Genomic DNA, 16,022 nt, shown 5'->3' with positions numbered 1-16,022 from the left:
AACGCATGCCCTCCGTACTGGTCACCGGCGCAGGACGAGGCATCGGCCTCGCGATCACCGAACACCTCAGCAGCCACGGCTTCGAGGTGTACGCCGCCGCACGTTCCGAGGACACGCTCGCGACCCTCGACCGGCTGCCGCACGTGCACGCCGTACCCCTCGACGTCACCGACCGCGCCGCCGTCGCCGCGCTCCCCGGCCACCTCCCCGCGACGCTCGATGGCGTAGTCAACAACGCGGGCATCATCGTCAACGGACCGGTCGAGGGATTGCACCTCGACGATCTGTCGCGCCAGTTCGAGGTCAACGTGACCGCGCAGATCGCGGTGACGCAGGCCGTCCTGCCGCTGATCCGCGCCGCGCGCGGCCGGGTGCTGTTCATCTCCTCGGTCAGCGGGTTGATCACCACCCCCGGCACGGGCGCCTACTGCGCGTCGAAGTACGCCGTCGAGTCGCTGGCGGACGCCCTGCGAATGGAACTGCGACCGTGGAAGATCCGCGTGTCGCTCATCGAGCCCGGGCCCATCCGCACCGACATGTGGGGCGACATCCTGACCGAGCACGACCGCATGGTGGACGGGCTCGACCCCACGCACCGGGACCTCTACGCCGCCCACCTCGCGGGGTCGCGCAAGCTCCTCGGCAGGATGCAGAAGCTGGCCGCCGACCCGAAGAAGGTGGTCGACGCCGTCGAGCACGCGTTGTCGTCGAGGCGTCCGAAGCGCCGCTACCTGCTCGACACCACGAGCCGCGTGCAGAAGCTCGTCGTGGGCCTGACGCCGACCGCCGTCAACGACGCCGTCCTCGCCGCGGCGACCACGTCACGCTCCGCGTAGCCACCGCGTATGCCACGCTGGACGGCGTGATCGTCGCCTTCAGCCTCACCCCGTCCAGTGCCGACGACGACGGTGGAGTCCACCGGGCCGTCGCCGAGGCGGTGCGCATCGTGCGCGCCTCGGGCCTCCCCAACGAGACCAACGCGATGTTCACCAACATCGAGGGCGAGTGGGACGAGGTGATGGCCGTCGTCAAGCAGGCCGTCGACGCCGTCGCGGCGGTCTCACCGCGGGTGGGCCTGGTGCTCAAGGCCGACATCCGCGCCGGCTACACCGGGCAACTCAGCGCCAAGGTGCAGCGGGTCGAGGACGCACTCGGCGGGTAGTGCGGTCAGTTCGAGAACGCCTGCCGCAGTAGGTCGTGCGGCACCGCGTGCACGGTCATCCCGTTGCGGCCGGTGATCGTCGCGGCGGCGACCATCGCGTTGACGATGGCCTCCTCGGTGGCCTCGATCGTCAGGTCGAAGAGCCGGGTCATCAGTTGCGGCGCCACCATGCGCAGCGGAATCTCGGGCCTTCCGGCATCCGGGTCCTCGTCCCAGGCGTAGGCCGGGATTCCGCGGTTGCCCGTCGAGAACGCGAGCATCAGGTCGCCGCTGTACTGCTCTCCCCTGCCGCCCACGTTGGCCACCCCGAGGGCGGCGCGCTGGGCCAGGCGGGTGCACTGGTGCGGTAGCAGCGGCGCGTCGGTGGCGACGATCACGATGATCGAACCCGAACCCCGCTCGTAGCGCGCGGGAACGCCGGGCAGCGGCACCCGATCGGGGCCGATCATCTCTCCCACCGGTCTGCCGTTTATCCGAAGGTGTTCGCGGCGGCCGTGATTGGCCTGCACCAGCACCCCGACGGTGTAGCGGCCGGCCGCGGTCTCGGCCACCCGCGACGACGTGCCGATCCCGCCCTTGAACTCGTGGCAGATCATGCCGGTGCCGCCGCCAACGCCGCCCTCCGCCACCGGCCCCCCGGTGGCGGCGGCCAACGCGTCCTGCACGTGGTCGGCCGTCACGTGGTGGCCGTTGATGTCGTTGAGCAGCCCGTCGTAGGTCTCGCCGACGACGGGTAGCGACCAGTAGACGCCGTCCCCGCGGGCGCGGATCTGGGCGTCCACCAGCGCATCCCGGACGACACCCACGCTGTGGGTGTTGGTCAGTCCGATCGCGGTGGTCAGTTCACCCGACTCGCGGATCCACTCCAGACCGGTGAGTTCGCCACTGCCGTTGAGGCGGTGGGCGCCGGCGAAGACCGGTTCGCTCCAGATGTCGGCGTGCGGGACGACGACCGTGACCCCGGTGTGCACCGCGGGCGGACCGTCGCGGTGCAGCGTGACGTGTCCGACGCGCACGCCGTCCACGTCGGTGATGGCATTGTGCGGGCCGGTCGGGTGCTGCCCGACGACGATGCCCAGATCTCGAGCGCGCATGTCATTCCTCCGGTCACTGGTGGTGCACGAACGTCACGGCACGACCACCCACTCGCCGCGGCGCAGCACGCCGGTCACGGTGAGGTCGTCGTCCAGGACCACCAGGTCCGCACGGGCCCCGGAGTCCAGCGTGGCCTGCGGAAGGCCAAGGGCGCGAGCCGGGTTGACCGACGCCTGGCGGGCGGCCAGCAGCAGGGCGTCGTCCCGCGGCAGGCCGCAGTGCTCGACGGCGAACCGGAACACCCGGTCCATGGTCGCGGTGCTCCCGGCGATCGTGTCGGTTCCCGACACCCGGGCGACGCCGGCGACGACGTCGACGGCCAGGGGCCCGAGGTGGTACACCCCGTCCGACATCCCCGTCGCGGCCATCGCGTCGGTGATCAACGAGACGCGATCCGGTCCCGCGCTGCGGGTGACGTGCCGGTAGATCGCCGGATCGACGTGGACGCCGTCGGTGATCAGCTCGACGGTGACCCGCGGGTCCTCGAGCAGGGCCACCACCGGACCCGGCTCGCGCCGGTCGATCGGCCGCATCGCGTTGAACAGGTGCGTCCCGACGGTGGCGCCGGCCTCGATGGCGTCCCGCGTCTGGGCGTAGGTCGCCTCGGTGTGGCCCACGGCGACAACCACTCCCGCGTCGACGAGCCGGCCGATGGCGGGGCGCGCGCCGTCGCGCTCGGGCGCGATCGTCACCATCCGGACCGCACCGCCGGCGGCGTCGAGGATGCGGTCGATCTCGTCGCGGTCGGGGTCGCGCATCAGGGCCGGCTGGTGGGCTCCGCAGCGCAGCGTCGACAGCCAGGGACCCTCGAGGTGGACGCCGTCGATCCCGTCGGCGCGGGCCAGGTGGGCGACCTGGCGCAGCAACTCGTCGGGTGCGGCGGTGACGAGCGAGGCGACGATCGAGGTGGTCCCGTGTGCGCGGTGCAGCGCGACCGCCGACGCCGTCTCCGCCTCCGACGCGGCCGAGAAGTTCCCGCCAGCACCGCCGTGGACGTGGGTGTCGACGAAGCCGGGCACCACCGTCGCCGTACCCAGGTCACGATCCGCGGGCCGGGGCGGCGCTCCCCCGCCGACCGCCTGGACCGTGCCGTCGCGCACCTCGATCCAGCCGGGCCGCAACACCTCTGCGCCCGTGACGACGGTGCCTGCCGCGAGCAGCACTCAGATGCCCTGCCACTCGGGCTTGGAGAGGTAGGTCTCCCGGTAGTAGTCGACGAGCTGGAGCCGCCGGGCCGCAGCGTCGTCGAGCAGCACCGTGACGTGTGGGTGGTGCTGCAGAATCGTGGCGGGCCACATGGCGCTGACCGGTCCCTCGACGAGCTGGTGCACGGCCTCTGCCTTGCTGCGCCCGGTGGCGACGAGGACGACGTGGCGCGCCGCCATGATGGTCGCCAAACCCTGGGTGAGGCAGTGGGTGGGCACCGCGTCGACGTCGTCGCCGAAGAAGCGGGCGTTGTCCATCCGGGTCTGCCGCGTCAGTGTCTTGATCCGGGTCCGCGACGCCAGCGACGAGCCGGGTTCGTTGAACGCGATGTGCCCGTCGGTGCCGATCCCGAGGATCTGCAGGTCGACGCCGCCGGCTCGGTCGATCGCGTCCTCGTAGGCGGCGCACGCCGCGGGGATGTCGGCGGCCAGCCCGTCCGGGCTCTGGACGGCCCCCGGCGCGAAGTCCACCTTGGCGACGAAGACGGCGTCGATGACGGTGCGGTACCGCTCGGGATGGTCGGCGGGCAGGCCGACGTACTCGTCGAGGGTGAATCCGCGGGCGCGGGCGAACGACAGTTCTCCCGCGCGGCACCGGGCCGCCAGCTCGTCGTAGATCGCCAGCGGCGACGACCCGGTGGCCAGGCCGAGTACGGCGTCGGGCGTGCGGGTCAGCAGCGCGCCGATCGCGTCGGCGGCCACCTCACCGATCCGCCCGGCGTCGGGCAGGACGACGACCTCCACTACTTGGCGGCCGTGAACAGCGTTGCGCCGGAGGCGACGTCGGCACCCTCGAGGACCACCTCGGCGGCGACCACGTTGTCGGCCTCCCGTTCGTCCATGACCACCACGGGGACGATCGGGTTGAGTCCCTTCGCGACGATCGCCGGGACGTCGTAGGTGATGATCGGCTGCCCGGCCTCGACGGCGTCACCCTGCGTGACGTGGGTGGTGAACCCCTCGCCCTCGAGTGCGACGGTGTCGAGACCGAGGTGCACCAGGACGCCCACGTTGTCCGGGGTCAGGATCACGAACGCGTGCGGCATCAGCTTGAGCAGCGTGCCCGAGACGGGGGCGACGGCCTCCACCACCTCGTGGGGCGGATCGACCGCCGCGCCGTACCCCACCATGCCCTGACTGAAGACGGGATCGGGCACGTCCTGCAGTGCGACCGCACGCCCCGCGATCGGGGAGAGGACTGGCGTGATGCTCACTCGGGGCTCCTTCGTCGGGTGCCTCAACCATACGAGTGCGCCGCCAAGTCGGTCCGGGTTCGTGGGTTCTCGTCTAAGCTTCCGCAGAGTTCGGCGGCTGCCGACGGCTGCGGCGAAGGAGGGTCCGAGGACATGGGCGACACCGTGAAACCCCCGCAGGCACAGAAGAAGTCGGGAGTTCGCATCCCCGGTTTCGCCCAGTTGCAGCGGCTGGGCAAGAGCCTCATGCTGCCCATCGCCGTGCTGCCCGCCGCGGGCATCCTGCTCCGGCTCGGACAGCCCGACCTGCTGGGTCGCATCGAATCGCCCGTGATCGGGCCCTTCTTCAAGGCCATGAGCGCCGCTGGTGACGCGCTCTTCGCGAACCTGCCCCTGCTGTTCGCCGTGGGCGTCGCAATCGGGTTCGCCCGCAAGGCCGACGGGTCGACGGCGCTGTCCGCGGTCGTCGGCTACCTGGTGGTCGAGGCGGTGTTCAAGACCATGTCGCCGATCGTGCTGGCCGGCGAGGTGGACAAGGCCGGCGACCAGGCGCAGATCAACTACAGCGTGTTCGCCGGCATCGTCGTCGGCCTGCTCACCGCCTGGCTCTACGACCGGTATCACACCATCGAATTGCCCTCGTATCTCGGCTTCTTCGGCGGTAGACGGTTCGTGCCGATCGTCGTGTCGCTGTCGTGTCTGTTCCTCGCGTTCGCGATGAGCTACTTCTATCCGATCTTCGATGCGGGTCTGACCGGCCTCGGCCAGTTCATCGGTGGCGCGGGCGCACTCGGCGCGTTCGTGTACGGCTTCGCCAACCGCATGCTGATCCCGCTGGGCCTGCACCACATCCCGAACTCCTACGTGTGGTTCATCTACGGCGACTACCAGACCCCGGACGGCAACGTCGTCACCGGTGAACTCACCCGGTTCGCTGCGGGCGACCCCTCGGCCGGACTGCTGACGTCGGGCTTCTATCCGATCCTCATGTTCGGTTTGCCCGCCGCCGCGCTGGCGATGATCCACGTCGCCAACAAGAAGCAGCGCAAGGTGGCCGTGGGCATCCTGTCGGCGGCGGCGCTCACGGCGTTCCTGACCGGCATCACCGAACCGCTCGAGTTCGCGTTCATGTTCGTGGCCTTCCCGCTCTACGTGGTCCACGCGGTCCTGACCGGGCTGTCCATGTCGATCGCCTACCTGCTCGACATCCACCTCGGGTTCTCGTTCTCGGCGGGCCTGATCGACCTACTTCTCTATGGCACGGCGCCCGCCGCCAAGAACATCCCCCTGCTGATCGGGATGGGCGTCGTGTTCTTCGTCGTCTACTACCTGCTGTTCCGCTTCGCGATCACGAGGTGGAACATGCGGACGCCGGGACGCGAGCCCGAGGAAGAGTTCGTCGCCGAGGAGCAGGCCAACCTCGGCGAGGGCACCGAGTCCGCAACCGCTGTCGCGCCCGACGGCGACGGTGCCACGCCCGCCGGATCGGTCGCCGTCGCCAGCAAGGCCGAGCAGCTGATCGCCGCGTTCGGCGGGCGGGAGAACCTGGTCAACGTCGACGCCTGCATCACGCGGCTGCGCATGGAGGTCGCCGACAAGGACAAGGTGGACCAGGCGGAGCTGAAGCGCCTCGGTGCCGCCGGGGTCGTCGAGGTGGGCAACAGCGTGCAGGCCGTGTTCGGTACTCAGGCCGAGGCCTTGAAGAACGACATCACCGACATCCTGTAGGCCAGATCACACACAGCGGGCGCGCAGTTTCGGCCGCGCGAAGGTTTTGGTCGTGTAACGGGGTGGTAACCCCCTGCCATGATCTTCAACGGCGATTTCTCCAAGCGATTTGTCATTGCAGGTGTGTCGGCGGCCGCGCTGGCGATCTCCCCGCTCGGCGTGCCGATGGCCCTGGCCGAGCCGGCCCCGCCGGCCTGCGTCGAGGGCAGTGGCCCCGCGTGTGCGACGGCTGGACCCGAGGGTGCGGGCGCGTCGGCTCCCGGTGTCGGCGCCGAGGCCGGACCGGGCGGGGCGGGTGCCGTGGTCCCGGGTGCGGGCGCCGCAGCAGGTCCCGAGGGTGCGCAGGCGACGGTGCCCGGCGCCGGTGCGGTGGCCGGTCCCGAGGGTGCCGCTGCGACGGTGCCCGGCGCGGGCGCGACCGCCAATCCCGACGGTGCGCAGGCCAACGTCCCCGGCGCGAACGCCGAGGCCGACGGTGGCGGCGCCTCCGCAGTGGTCCCGGGAGCCGGCGTGGCCGCCGGACCCGACGGTGCGCAGGCCAACGTCCCCGGCGCGAACGTCGAAGCCGACCGTGGCGGCGCCTCCGCTGCCGTCCCGGGTGCCAGCGCAGGCGCTGACGGCGGCGGCGCGCAGGCCACCGTCCCCGGCGCCAACGCCGAGGCGGGCCCCGGCGGCGCGAGCTTCTGCATCGCCAACGTGGGCTGCGCGAACGCAGGCTGACCACACGCTGATCCATCCACGACGGCAGGCCAGGGCTTCCCTGGCCTGTCGTCGTGCGTTCGGGGCGTCAGCGACCGTGCGTGGCGAAGAACAGTGCCGACGCCTGAGCGGCGTCGAACGGGTATCCCGTCGGCCAGACGTGTCCCCCGCCGTCGATCTGGACGAAGGACACCTCGGTGCCGTCGGCACAGCCGAATGCCGTGACCCGTTGCACGCCAGGGCCGGCCACGTCAGTGTTGTCCGGGACGAGATCGGCCGGGCATCGGTCGATCGTGCGCCACCGCTCGGCGAGTCCACGGGCGGCGACGACGTCGCTGACGCCGCCGCGGCCCACCATCGTGCCACCGGTGAACGGCACCACCGGATCCGCGGTCCCGTGCACCTCCAACACCGACACCGGTCGTGACGGCGCGCACGGGACTCCGCTGCCCAGCGTGCCGCCGACGGGGGCGATCGCCGAGAAGACGTCGGCGCGCTCGCACCCGAGACGCGTCGCCATGAAGCCGCCCGCCGACATGCCCGTCGCGAACACCCGGCCGGGGTCGATGCCGTAGTCGCGGGTGATCTTCTCGGCGAGCGCGACGAGGAAGCCGACGTCGTCGACGCCTTGGCGGTCCGGGATGGAGGCGCCCCGCCCGTCCGCCCAGCTGAAGTCGACGCCGTCGGGATGCACGACCGCGAATCCGTGCTGACCGCCCACGGCGTCGTAGTTCGTCGCCCTGGCCTGGTCGCCGCCCGTCATCCCCGCGCCGTGCAGGTTGATCACCAGCCCTGCGGGGTTCGCGGTCGGGACGTGCAGTAGGTAGGTGCGTTGGAGTCCACCGACGTCGAGCCCGCCCGGCACGATTCCGATCGGATTGGCCGACGCGGTCGCCCCACCGAGCCCCACGCCCGTGCCGAGGACGATCGCCGCCGTCGCTCGGGCTAGCAGTCGTCTGACGTCTGGGCGCACCATCGACCCGACACTAGGGGCCGGATCGCGACCGCACCCCGTGTTTCGGCCGGTAGCGTCCTGAGCGACTCGAGGAGGGGGCCCGCGTGAACGGTCTGGACGGCAAGGGAGTTCTGGTCACCGGCGTGGCCTCGGGCATCGGACGGGCCACCGCGCAGCGCCTGCTCGCCGAGGGCGCCACCGTGGTCGGCGTCGACCTGGCCTCCGACGCGCCGGCGGGACTCGACGGTGACCGGTTCGCCTACCGCAGCGCCGACGTGCTCGACGGCGACGCGATGGGCGCCGCGGTGGCGGCGGTCGTCGACGCGGTCGGCCGACTCGACGGGGTGGTGCACTCGGCGGGCGTGGCGGGCGGCGGCCCGATCCACCTGCTGCCCGACGACGAGTGGGACCGGGTGGTGCGCGTGAACCTGACGGGCACGTTCGTCGTGACACGCGCTGCGCTCCAGCAGATGACCACTCAGGACCGAGTGGCGGGCGAGCGGGGTGCCATCGTCACCCTCTCGAGCGTGGAGGGCCTCGAGGGGACGGCCGGCGGCAGTTCGTACAACGCCGCCAAGGGTGGCGTCGTCCTGCTCGCGAAGAACACGGCGATCGACTACGGCCCGAGCGGGATCCGCGCCAACACCATCTGCCCCGGGTTCATCGAGACGCCGCTGTTCGAGTCCGTCGTCGGCATCCCCGGCATGGGCGACGCCCGCGAGGGGCTCCGTCACGAACACGCACTGCGGCGGTTCGGTCGCGCGGAGGAGGTCGCGGCCGTGGCGGCGTTCCTGCTGTCGGCCGACGCCAGCTTCGTCAGCGGACAGGCGATCGCCGTCGACGGCGGGTACACCGCCGGCCGCGACCACGGAGTGACGGACATGATGGGCCTCGGCGAGCAATAGCGCTGCCGACGATCGGTGCCGTCCCACCTCGCGCTCTGTCCGAAATCGACGGGCATGTGCAGTTTTGGCAAAGTGTGCGAGGCACTCCGGAGTAATCCGGTTAGAGGTGCGACAGGGTTCTGAAGAGCTGTTTCCATCGCCGTCTCATCTTTATTCGACGTTTGGGATGCGTTTTGGCAACGATTCGGGATAAGGTGGCCGTGTCGCCATCCCCCCGGGAGTCAATTCATGAGCGAGTACCTGAACGTCGAACACGACGCGAGCGCCAGGGACGTGGCGCTCATGACCGCGGTCCGCATCGCGGTCGGAGCATTCAGCGCGCTGCCGCGGCAGGACGCCACCGCAGCACCCACCGACACCTGAGTCGTCGCTGCACCGGTCGCGACAGCGGCGCGTGCATCGGCCTGTCGGAGGACCGACCACAGCCGGTTCCCCGCTCGACCATCAGCTCTAGCCCGTAGCGGGTGTCACACGGCGGCTCGCCGGGCGCGCATCGCCACCAGCCCGCCGCCGATGACGAGGGCCATGCCGACGTAGGTGCCGAGGGTGGGCGCGTGATCCCACACGAGCCAGTCGATGAGCGCGGTGAAGACGATGACCGAGTAGATGAACGGGCCCACCTTCTCCGCCGACGCGTAGCGGTACGCCACCACGATCAGCGCCTGCGAGAGCATCTGCGCCACCCCGAGACCGACGAGCCAGACGTATCCCCCGCCCGCGATCGGCTGCCAGTCGAGGACCGCGATGGGCACCGACATCACCGTCGACAGCAGGAAGTAGTAGAAGAGGATGCGCAGGGTGGGCTCGGTGGCCCCGAGCCAGCGCACCGACATCATCGCGACGGCGAGGAACAGCGCGCCGGACAGGGCGACCAGCTCGCCCACCTCGAAGGAGTGTCCCTGGGGCTGCAGCACGAACACCACGCCGACGAAGCCGATCAGCGCGCCCACCCACGTCGGCGTCGGCACCCGCTGCCGGGTGACCACCCACGCGATCAACGGCATCCAGAGCGGTGCGCTGTAGGTCAGCAGGGTGGCATTGGCCAGGGGGATCTGAGTGATGGCGAAGAACAGTGCGTACCAGCAGGCCGTGCCCGTCGCGGCGCGCAGGACGTGCATCCCGATCCGGGCGGTCCGCAGCGACGACCACCCGTCGCGTACCGCGACCGGCGTGATGACCAGCAGGCAGATCGCGTTCTGGAACAGCAGCAGGACGCCGGTCGAGGTGTACTGGCCCGAGACCTTCGCCAGTGTGCCGACCAGTGCCACGCAGAAGAATGCCGCGGTGGTCAGAAGCGCTGCCAGCGGCAGGTTCTCGGGACGGTGACCGGACGATAGGGGCACCGTTCCCGGCTCATCCACGCGACAGCACCGAGACCACCTCGCTCAGCGGGTCCGACGACGTCGCCACCGCGCCGACGTATGGGTGGGCCAGCGCGAGAATCAGGAAGAGGTTGGTCGCGACGATCACGCCGACGATCGCCACCATCGAATAGTGCTGGGCGGCCCGCTCGACGCCGTAGATCACCACCGTGCCCAGGACCATGGCGCTCGTCAGGAAGATGACCGCCCAGATCGGCCATGGCGGCCCGGTGTCCTCGCGGGCCGTCAGCACCCGGACGGTGCGTGCCTGACTGATCTGGTCGAGGTTCGACATCGACGTCGCGAGGACGGCCTTCTGCACGTCGGTCGACGGCCGCACCTGCCGGTAGGTCCCGTACAGGGTGGCCAGCGCGGCCTCGGCGTCCGGTGACGGGGTGCCGGCGGTCGGCCATTCGGCGACGGCGGCCGACTCGTAGGCGAGCAGGCCCGCGCGGATGCGCTCGCTGTCGGGAACGTCGAATACGTCCGCCGCCCTTGTCATCTGGACCCCGATGGCCCCCTCGGCGCGGGCGTTGGCGTCGGCGGAGTTGACCTGGCTCCACATCGAGGACACGACGAACCCGATGAAGAACGCGTAGATGAAGCCGATGAACCCGTAGGTGAACTTGGTGACGTCGTTGTGGTCGCCCGTGGCCAGCCCGGGCAGGCGGCGCCGGACGACGGTCTGCATCAGGACGGCCCCGCCGGCGACGACCACCACCAGGCCGATCAGCAGCACCCACGCCGGGATGGCGGTCACCAGCCACCGGCTCACCGGGACACCGCCGAGGCAGTCGCGGCACGGGCGTTCATGCGTGCGGTCTCCCGTTCGAGGACGGCGTTGAGCGCGCGCGGGGCGACGACGTCGAGTGCGCGCAGCGCCAGCGCCTTGCGCGGTGCGATCCGGATGGGCCGGGTGCGCACGGCGGTGACCATCCAGTCGGCGGCCTCGTCGACGCCCAGTGCGGGCACGCCGTCGTAGGCCCGGGTGGGCGCGATCATCGGCGTCGCCACCAACGGGTAGTACACGGTCGTCGAGTGCACGCCCGCGCCGCCCCACTCGGTGTCGATGACGCGGCTGACGGCGCTCAGGGCGGCCTTGGATGCGTTGTAGGCGGCGAACATCGGGGACGACTCCGGCAGTACCCGCCAGGTCGCGACGTTCACGATGTGTCCGTCGCCGCGCTCGATCATCCCGGGCGCCATGCCCCGGATCAGACGCAGCGGCGCGAAGTAGTTGAGTTGCATGACGCGCTCGACGTCGTGCCACCGGTCCAGCGAGTCCAGCAGCGGCCTGCGGATGGACCTCGCGGCGTTGTTGATGAGCACGTCCACCGGACCCACCGCCTCGACGAGGTCGTCGATCCGGTCCAGATCGGTGAGATCGGCCGGCACGGCCGTCGCAGTGCCCCCGGCGGCGGTGATCCTCTCGACCACCTCGGCGAGCAGGTCGGCCCGGCGGGCCACCAGGATCAGCGACGCGCCCTGGGCCGCCAGTTTCTCCGCGGCCACCGCGCCGATCCCCGACGAGCCCCCGGTCAGCAGGATGCGTTTGCCGCTCAGGTCCACGTGCGTCCGGGCGGGCAGCCGGGGCAGGGGCCGCATCCCCGCCAGCCGCATTGACCTCTTGACGTTCGCGATCACGGCAGCCACCTCGGGTCGGTCGGCACAGGGGCGGCCGTCCGGGTCAATGTATCCCCCGGGCTCAGCCGTCGCTACGCCCGTGATGGTCGAGGACCACGGTCACCCGGTAGCCGCACAGCACCAGGATGTGGATGAGGAAGAGCCACAGCGCGAGCGCCGACACGGCACCCACGATGGGCAGGCCACCGAACGGCGCCGACCACTCGATCGGGATCGCGAGGAAGACCAGGAACCCCTGCAGGAAGCCGGCCAGGATGGCACCGGTGCCGAATGAACCCCACAGCAAGGCCTTCCGGCCGATCCGTCCGGGCGCGATCAGACCGAAGACGCCCAGCAGCGCGAGCGACACCGCGATCCACACCACGTGGAAGCCGACGACGACGCCCCACACCAGCGACCAGCCCTGACCGGCGTAGAGCGGGCCCACGTAGGGCGCGGAGGCCAACACCGCCAGCACCAGGAACGGGGCGACCGCCGCCACCCCGAGCAGGCCGGCGCGACCACGCCAGCCGGTGAGGGTGTCGGTGCCCGCGGACATCTGCACGAAAGCCCGCCGCAGGCCCTCGCCGTAGAGGCTCGCGGGGAACAGCACGACGAGCGCCTGCACCCACGACATCGACAGCGCGACGGTGAAGAGGGTGCGCAGCGCTTCGGGGGTGCCGTGGCCGGCGGGCAGTCCCTGGATCGCCGCGTCGAGCGCGGCCATCACGGTGTCGTGCCCGACGAGGGCGCCGGCCGCCCACAGCGACACCAGCGCCAGGGGCACCAGCCCGATGACGCCGAAGTACGTTGCGCCCGCAGCCCACAGCGCGAGGTCGCTGCCGGGGAAGGTCTTCTGCAGCTCCGAGGCGAGCCGTCGTGTGCGGCTCACCGGCGCGCTCTGGAGCCGCCGCGGCCGCCCTGGCAGGCTGGCCTGATGACGACGCAGGGTCCGGGTCGCGACGCGGAGGACGACGCGTGGTCGTCGCTGCACGGCGGGGTGCGGCCGTCCCGCGTCGTCCGCGGCTGGCTGCGGATGGTCCGGGTGCTGTCGTCGGGACCGGTGGCCCGGATCCCGCCCGACGTGCTGTCGGCGTGCGGTGTGCTGGTCCTGGTGGGCGCGTGGGCCGCCGTGGCGGGACCGGGCTGGCCCGCACTCGCCGCGCCGCTGATCCTGGTGGCCGGCGTGCTGGACGGCCTGGACGGCGCGGTGGCGCTCCGTACTGGCCGGGCGCGGCCACTGGGTTCGGTGGTCGACGCCGTGGCCGACCGTCTCGGCGACCTGCTGCTGGCAGCGATCCTGTGGGAACTCGGAGCCCCGCTGCCGTGGGTGCTCGCCGCGCTGACGCTGATGTGGCTCCTCGAGTACGTCCGTGCCCGCGCACAGGGTGTCGGCATGCCCGGGGTGGGCGCGGTGACGGTGGCCGAACGCCCGACGCGGCTGATCGTGGTCATCATGGCAGCAGGGGGCGCCGCGGCGTTCCCCGCCGGGCTGCCGGTGGCCGGATGGGGCTGGGGCGTCACGTTCGCGATCACCTGGACCGCCATCGGGATCGTCGGGTTGGCGCAGCTGATCGTCGGGGTGCGGCGGTCGATGCCGACGGAGTTCCCCCGGAGCGAGTTCCCGCCGGACCGATGAGACCGGCGACGATCTCGGCGGACATCAGGACCAGCGGGATGCCGCCACCGGGGTGGGCGGATCCACCGACGAGGTAGAGGCCCGGCAGCGGACTGCGGTTGCCCGGCCGCAGCAGTGCCGCCCGCGGTCCGTGCGAAGCGGTTCCGTAGATGGCGCCGCCGGGCGCCCCCGCGCGGCGTTCCAGATCGGCCGGAGTGACGGTCTCGACGAATCGGATGCGGTCGCGGACGTCGAGCCCGCGGGCGGCGAGCACGTCGAGCACGTGCTGCGTGTACCGCTCGCGCAGCCCCGGCTCGTCCCAGTCGACGCCGTTGCTGGGGTCGTGGGCGGGCGCGTTGACCATCACGAACCAGCCCTCCGAGTCGTCGTCGGGACGCAGCGTCGGGTCGTCGGGGGCGTTCACGTAGACGGTGGGATCCGCGACGGGCATCGGTGTGCGGCCGAATATCGCATCGAACTCGGCGTCGTAGTCGTTCGGGAAGTACACCCGGTGTGCCACGCCCGGGCGACGTCCGTCCAGGCCGAGGAGCAGGACGAAACCGGCCATCGACCGTGGTGTCCGCCGCGCCCGGCGCTGTACGGCTCCCGCGCTGCCCGCCGGCAGCAGCCGGTCGTAGAGGACCGCGGCGTCGGCGTTGCTCACCACGACGTCGGCGTCGATGCGCCGCCCGTCGACCCGTACGCCGCAGGCCCGACCGCCGGAGGTCAGCACCGCCTCGACCGGCGCGTCGACGTGGATCTCGACGCCGAGTTCGCGGCACCTGGCGGCGACGGCCTCGACGATGCGGCGCATCCCACCCGGGACGTACCAGGCGCCGAACTCCAACTCCACGAACGACGTCACCGAGAGCACGGCGGGCGTGCGGCGCGGATCGGACCCGGAGTAGGTGGCGTACCGGTTGAGCCACGTCCGCAGCCGCGGGTCGGACAGCATCTTCCGGCCGAGCCGGTCGAGGGTCTGCCACGGCGCCACGACGCGCAGGTCGGCGGGCCGGGTACTCATGCGCGCCATGCCCGCCAGCGAGACCGGGTTGCGCAGGATGGGCTCGGCGACCAGGTCCCACAGCCGTCGCGACCGGTCGTGGAGACGCTGCCACGCCGCACCGGCACCGCCGCCGAGCGCGTCGTCGAGTACGGCAGGCACCCGCGCGGGATCGTGCGGCAGCACCATCCTCGTGTCGTCGGCGAAGACGTACTCGCAGGCGGGGTCGACGGGGGTGATCGACAGGTCGACGGCCCCGCCGGTGTCGGCGAACAACTGCTCGAGGACGTCGGGCAGGGTCAGCAGCGACGGTCCGGTGTCGAAGCTGAAGCCGTCGCGTTCGAGGACGCCGAGCTTTCCGCCGACGGTGGATGCGCTCTCGAAGACGGTGACCCGGTGGCCGGCCGCGGCGAGGCGGGCCGCGGTGGCGAGCCCGCCCAGGCCCGCGCCGATGACGATCGCGTGGCTCACAGCGCGCGGCCCTTCCAGTGCAGGGAGCGGTTGACCCGGCCGCGCCACGACGACGCGAGCAACCCCAGCAGGACGAGCACCGACAGCGGATGCGCGGCGGCGTCGCCGACGGGGGTGCGCCCGCCGGGCAGCCCGGACCACCGGGCCGCGGACATCCGGCCGGCGACGGCCGCGGCGTAGCCGAGCGCGCCTATGCGGGAACCGGTCAGAGCGGCGGCCGCGGGCAGCACGTAGACCACGGCGAGCACCGCTCCCACGGCGACGGCCCCGACCGGCGACCCGAAGGCCGCCCACAGCGACTTGCGGTAACCGTCGCGCAGCTCCGCGCCGCTGCTGTACATCCGGCAGGTGGCGATGCCCGAACCGTCGGCGACACCCGTCCGGCCACCCGACGCGCGGATCGCACGGGCCAGCGAGATGTCGTCGAGCACCTCCCCGGCCACCGACTCCCAGCCGCCGGCACGGGCGAGCGCGTGGGCGTCCATCACCAGGAACTGCCCGTTGGCCACCGCCATCGACGGGCGCGTACTCCGCTCGGCGATCCGCAGCGGCAGCGTGGTCATCCACGACCACGCCAGCAGCGGCTGGACCAGCCGGCCCGAGAGCCCGGTCGCGACCTGCCGCGGCCACGGGCTGACCAGGTCCAGTGGACGGGGGCCGCGGAGCACCGCGATCGCGGCGGCGACGGCGTGCGGCGCCAGGACCACGTCGGCGTCGACGAACACCAGCACCTCCCCGCGGGCGGCGGCGGCCAGCTGGGCGCACGCGTGCGGCTTGCCGAGCGTTCCGGGCGGCGGGTCGGTGCCCACCAGCACCCGCAGCCGTGGGTCACCGGCCGCCGCCTCGCGCACGACGTCGGCGGTGCCGTCGGTGGACCCGTCGTCGAGGACCAGGACCTCCGCGTCGGCCAGTCCACGCTGGGCGAGCAGCGACCGGATCGTCGGGGCGATGCGGTGCGCCTCGTCGCGGGCCGGGACCAGCAGCGACACCGACGCGCCGACGTC

The 16,022-nt window shown here is 71.8% G+C and carries 17 protein-coding genes and 1 pseudogene; 7 read left to right on the top strand and 11 right to left on the bottom strand.

Annotation, left to right across the window (positions count from 1 at the left end; translation table 11 throughout):
• Positions 1-5 precede the first annotated feature (5 nt).
• Positions 6-836, top strand: a complete 831-nt coding sequence (locus tag AC1MEY_RS03475) for an SDR family oxidoreductase (protein ID WP_480229336.1) — start codon at positions 6-8, stop codon at positions 834-836.
• 26 nt (positions 837-862) lie between these two features.
• Complete coding sequence (locus AC1MEY_RS03470; protein ID WP_480229335.1) at positions 863-1,162, top strand: thiamine-binding protein; 300 nt, start codon at positions 863-865, stop codon at positions 1,160-1,162.
• Between the two features lie 5 nt (positions 1,163-1,167).
• On the opposite strand, the gene AC1MEY_RS03465 is transcribed toward AC1MEY_RS03470, so the two are convergent.
• Genes AC1MEY_RS03465 through AC1MEY_RS03450 form a run of 4 tightly spaced genes read right to left on the bottom strand, consistent with a single transcriptional unit; the run spans position 1,168 to position 4,676 of the window.
• Complete coding sequence (locus AC1MEY_RS03465; RefSeq protein WP_480229334.1) at positions 1,168-2,256, bottom strand: DmpA family aminopeptidase; 1,089 nt, start codon at positions 2,254-2,256, stop codon at positions 1,168-1,170.
• A gap of 33 nt (positions 2,257-2,289) precedes the next feature.
• Positions 2,290-3,420, bottom strand: a complete 1,131-nt coding sequence (nagA, locus tag AC1MEY_RS03460) for an N-acetylglucosamine-6-phosphate deacetylase (protein ID WP_480229333.1) — start codon at positions 3,418-3,420, stop codon at positions 2,290-2,292.
• Positions 3,421-4,206 carry a glucosamine-6-phosphate deaminase gene (gene nagB, locus AC1MEY_RS03455; protein WP_480229332.1) on the bottom strand — a complete coding sequence of 262 codons (786 nt, stop codon included), beginning with the start codon at positions 4,204-4,206 and terminating at the stop codon, positions 3,421-3,423.
• Entirely contained in the window at positions 4,206-4,676 is a 471-nt protein-coding gene (locus tag AC1MEY_RS03450) for a PTS sugar transporter subunit IIA (protein ID WP_480229331.1), read from the bottom strand. The genes nagB and AC1MEY_RS03450 overlap by 1 nt, the downstream gene beginning before the upstream one ends.
• 132 nt (positions 4,677-4,808) lie before the next feature.
• Here AC1MEY_RS03450 and AC1MEY_RS03445 point away from each other — a divergent pair, with 132 nt between their 5' ends.
• Positions 4,809-6,383 carry a PTS transporter subunit EIIC gene (locus AC1MEY_RS03445; protein ID WP_480229330.1) on the top strand — a complete coding sequence of 525 codons (1,575 nt, stop codon included), beginning with the start codon at positions 4,809-4,811 and terminating at the stop codon, positions 6,381-6,383.
• 78 nt (positions 6,384-6,461) lie between these two features.
• Complete coding sequence (locus AC1MEY_RS03440; RefSeq protein WP_480229329.1) at positions 6,462-7,103, top strand: hypothetical protein; 642 nt, start codon at positions 6,462-6,464, stop codon at positions 7,101-7,103.
• A gap of 67 nt (positions 7,104-7,170) precedes the next feature.
• On the opposite strand, the gene AC1MEY_RS03435 is transcribed toward AC1MEY_RS03440, so the two are convergent.
• The gene (locus AC1MEY_RS03435; RefSeq protein WP_480229328.1) at positions 7,171-8,058 is read right to left on the bottom strand and encodes a CE1 family esterase; all 888 of its coding nucleotides are present in this window, start codon (positions 8,056-8,058) and stop codon (positions 7,171-7,173) included.
• A gap of 83 nt (positions 8,059-8,141) precedes the next feature.
• Between AC1MEY_RS03435 and AC1MEY_RS03430 the strand changes: the two genes are divergently transcribed.
• Positions 8,142-8,942, top strand: coding sequence for an SDR family NAD(P)-dependent oxidoreductase (locus AC1MEY_RS03430; protein WP_480229327.1), 801 nt, complete (start codon positions 8,142-8,144; stop codon positions 8,940-8,942).
• 228 nt (positions 8,943-9,170) lie between these two features.
• The gene (locus AC1MEY_RS03425) at positions 9,171-9,305 is read left to right on the top strand and encodes a hypothetical protein (protein ID WP_480229326.1); all 135 of its coding nucleotides are present in this window, start codon (positions 9,171-9,173) and stop codon (positions 9,303-9,305) included.
• A 104-nt stretch (positions 9,306-9,409) separates the two neighbouring features.
• On the opposite strand, the gene AC1MEY_RS03420 is transcribed toward AC1MEY_RS03425, so the two are convergent.
• The 4 genes from AC1MEY_RS03420 to AC1MEY_RS03405 form a co-directional block, all read right to left on the bottom strand.
• Positions 9,410-10,285: a DMT family transporter gene (locus AC1MEY_RS03420; RefSeq protein ID WP_480229325.1), complete on the bottom strand. Its 876-nt coding sequence runs from the start codon at positions 10,283-10,285 to the stop codon at positions 9,410-9,412.
• 10 nt (positions 10,286-10,295) lie between these two features.
• On the bottom strand, positions 10,296-11,078 hold the full coding sequence (locus AC1MEY_RS03415; RefSeq protein ID WP_480229324.1) for a bestrophin-like domain: 783 nt from the start codon (positions 11,076-11,078) through the stop codon (positions 10,296-10,298).
• Positions 11,075-11,923, bottom strand: a complete 849-nt coding sequence (locus tag AC1MEY_RS03410; RefSeq protein WP_480231283.1) for an SDR family oxidoreductase — start codon at positions 11,921-11,923, stop codon at positions 11,075-11,077. Before AC1MEY_RS03410 ends, AC1MEY_RS03415 begins: the two co-directional genes overlap by 4 nt.
• Before the next feature lie 85 nt (positions 11,924-12,008).
• A complete protein-coding gene (locus AC1MEY_RS03405) occupies positions 12,009-12,818 on the bottom strand; it encodes a YhjD/YihY/BrkB family envelope integrity protein (RefSeq protein ID WP_480229323.1) in 810 nt (269 codons plus the stop codon).
• Positions 12,819-12,863: 45 nt separating this feature from the next.
• On the opposite strand from AC1MEY_RS03405, the gene AC1MEY_RS03400 reads away from it, so the two are divergent.
• Positions 12,864-13,565: a CDP-alcohol phosphatidyltransferase family protein gene (locus AC1MEY_RS03400; RefSeq protein ID WP_480229322.1), complete on the top strand. Its 702-nt coding sequence runs from the start codon at positions 12,864-12,866 to the stop codon at positions 13,563-13,565.
• Here the strand turns inward: AC1MEY_RS03400 and AC1MEY_RS03395 are convergent.
• Positions 13,459-15,018 carry a phytoene desaturase family protein gene (locus AC1MEY_RS03395; RefSeq protein ID WP_480229321.1) on the bottom strand — a complete coding sequence of 520 codons (1,560 nt, stop codon included), beginning with the start codon at positions 15,016-15,018 and terminating at the stop codon, positions 13,459-13,461. The genes AC1MEY_RS03400 and AC1MEY_RS03395 overlap by 107 nt on opposite strands.
• A gap of 416 nt (positions 15,019-15,434) precedes the next feature.
• Positions 15,435-16,007, bottom strand: a pseudogene (locus tag AC1MEY_RS03390) (glycosyltransferase family 2 protein); the annotation flags it as partial.
• Positions 16,008-16,022: the final 15 nt, after the last annotated feature.

It is taken from the genome of Mycobacterium sp. PTI7 (assembly GCF_056679845.1).
This window is presented reverse-complemented; position numbering and strand designations above follow the sequence as displayed.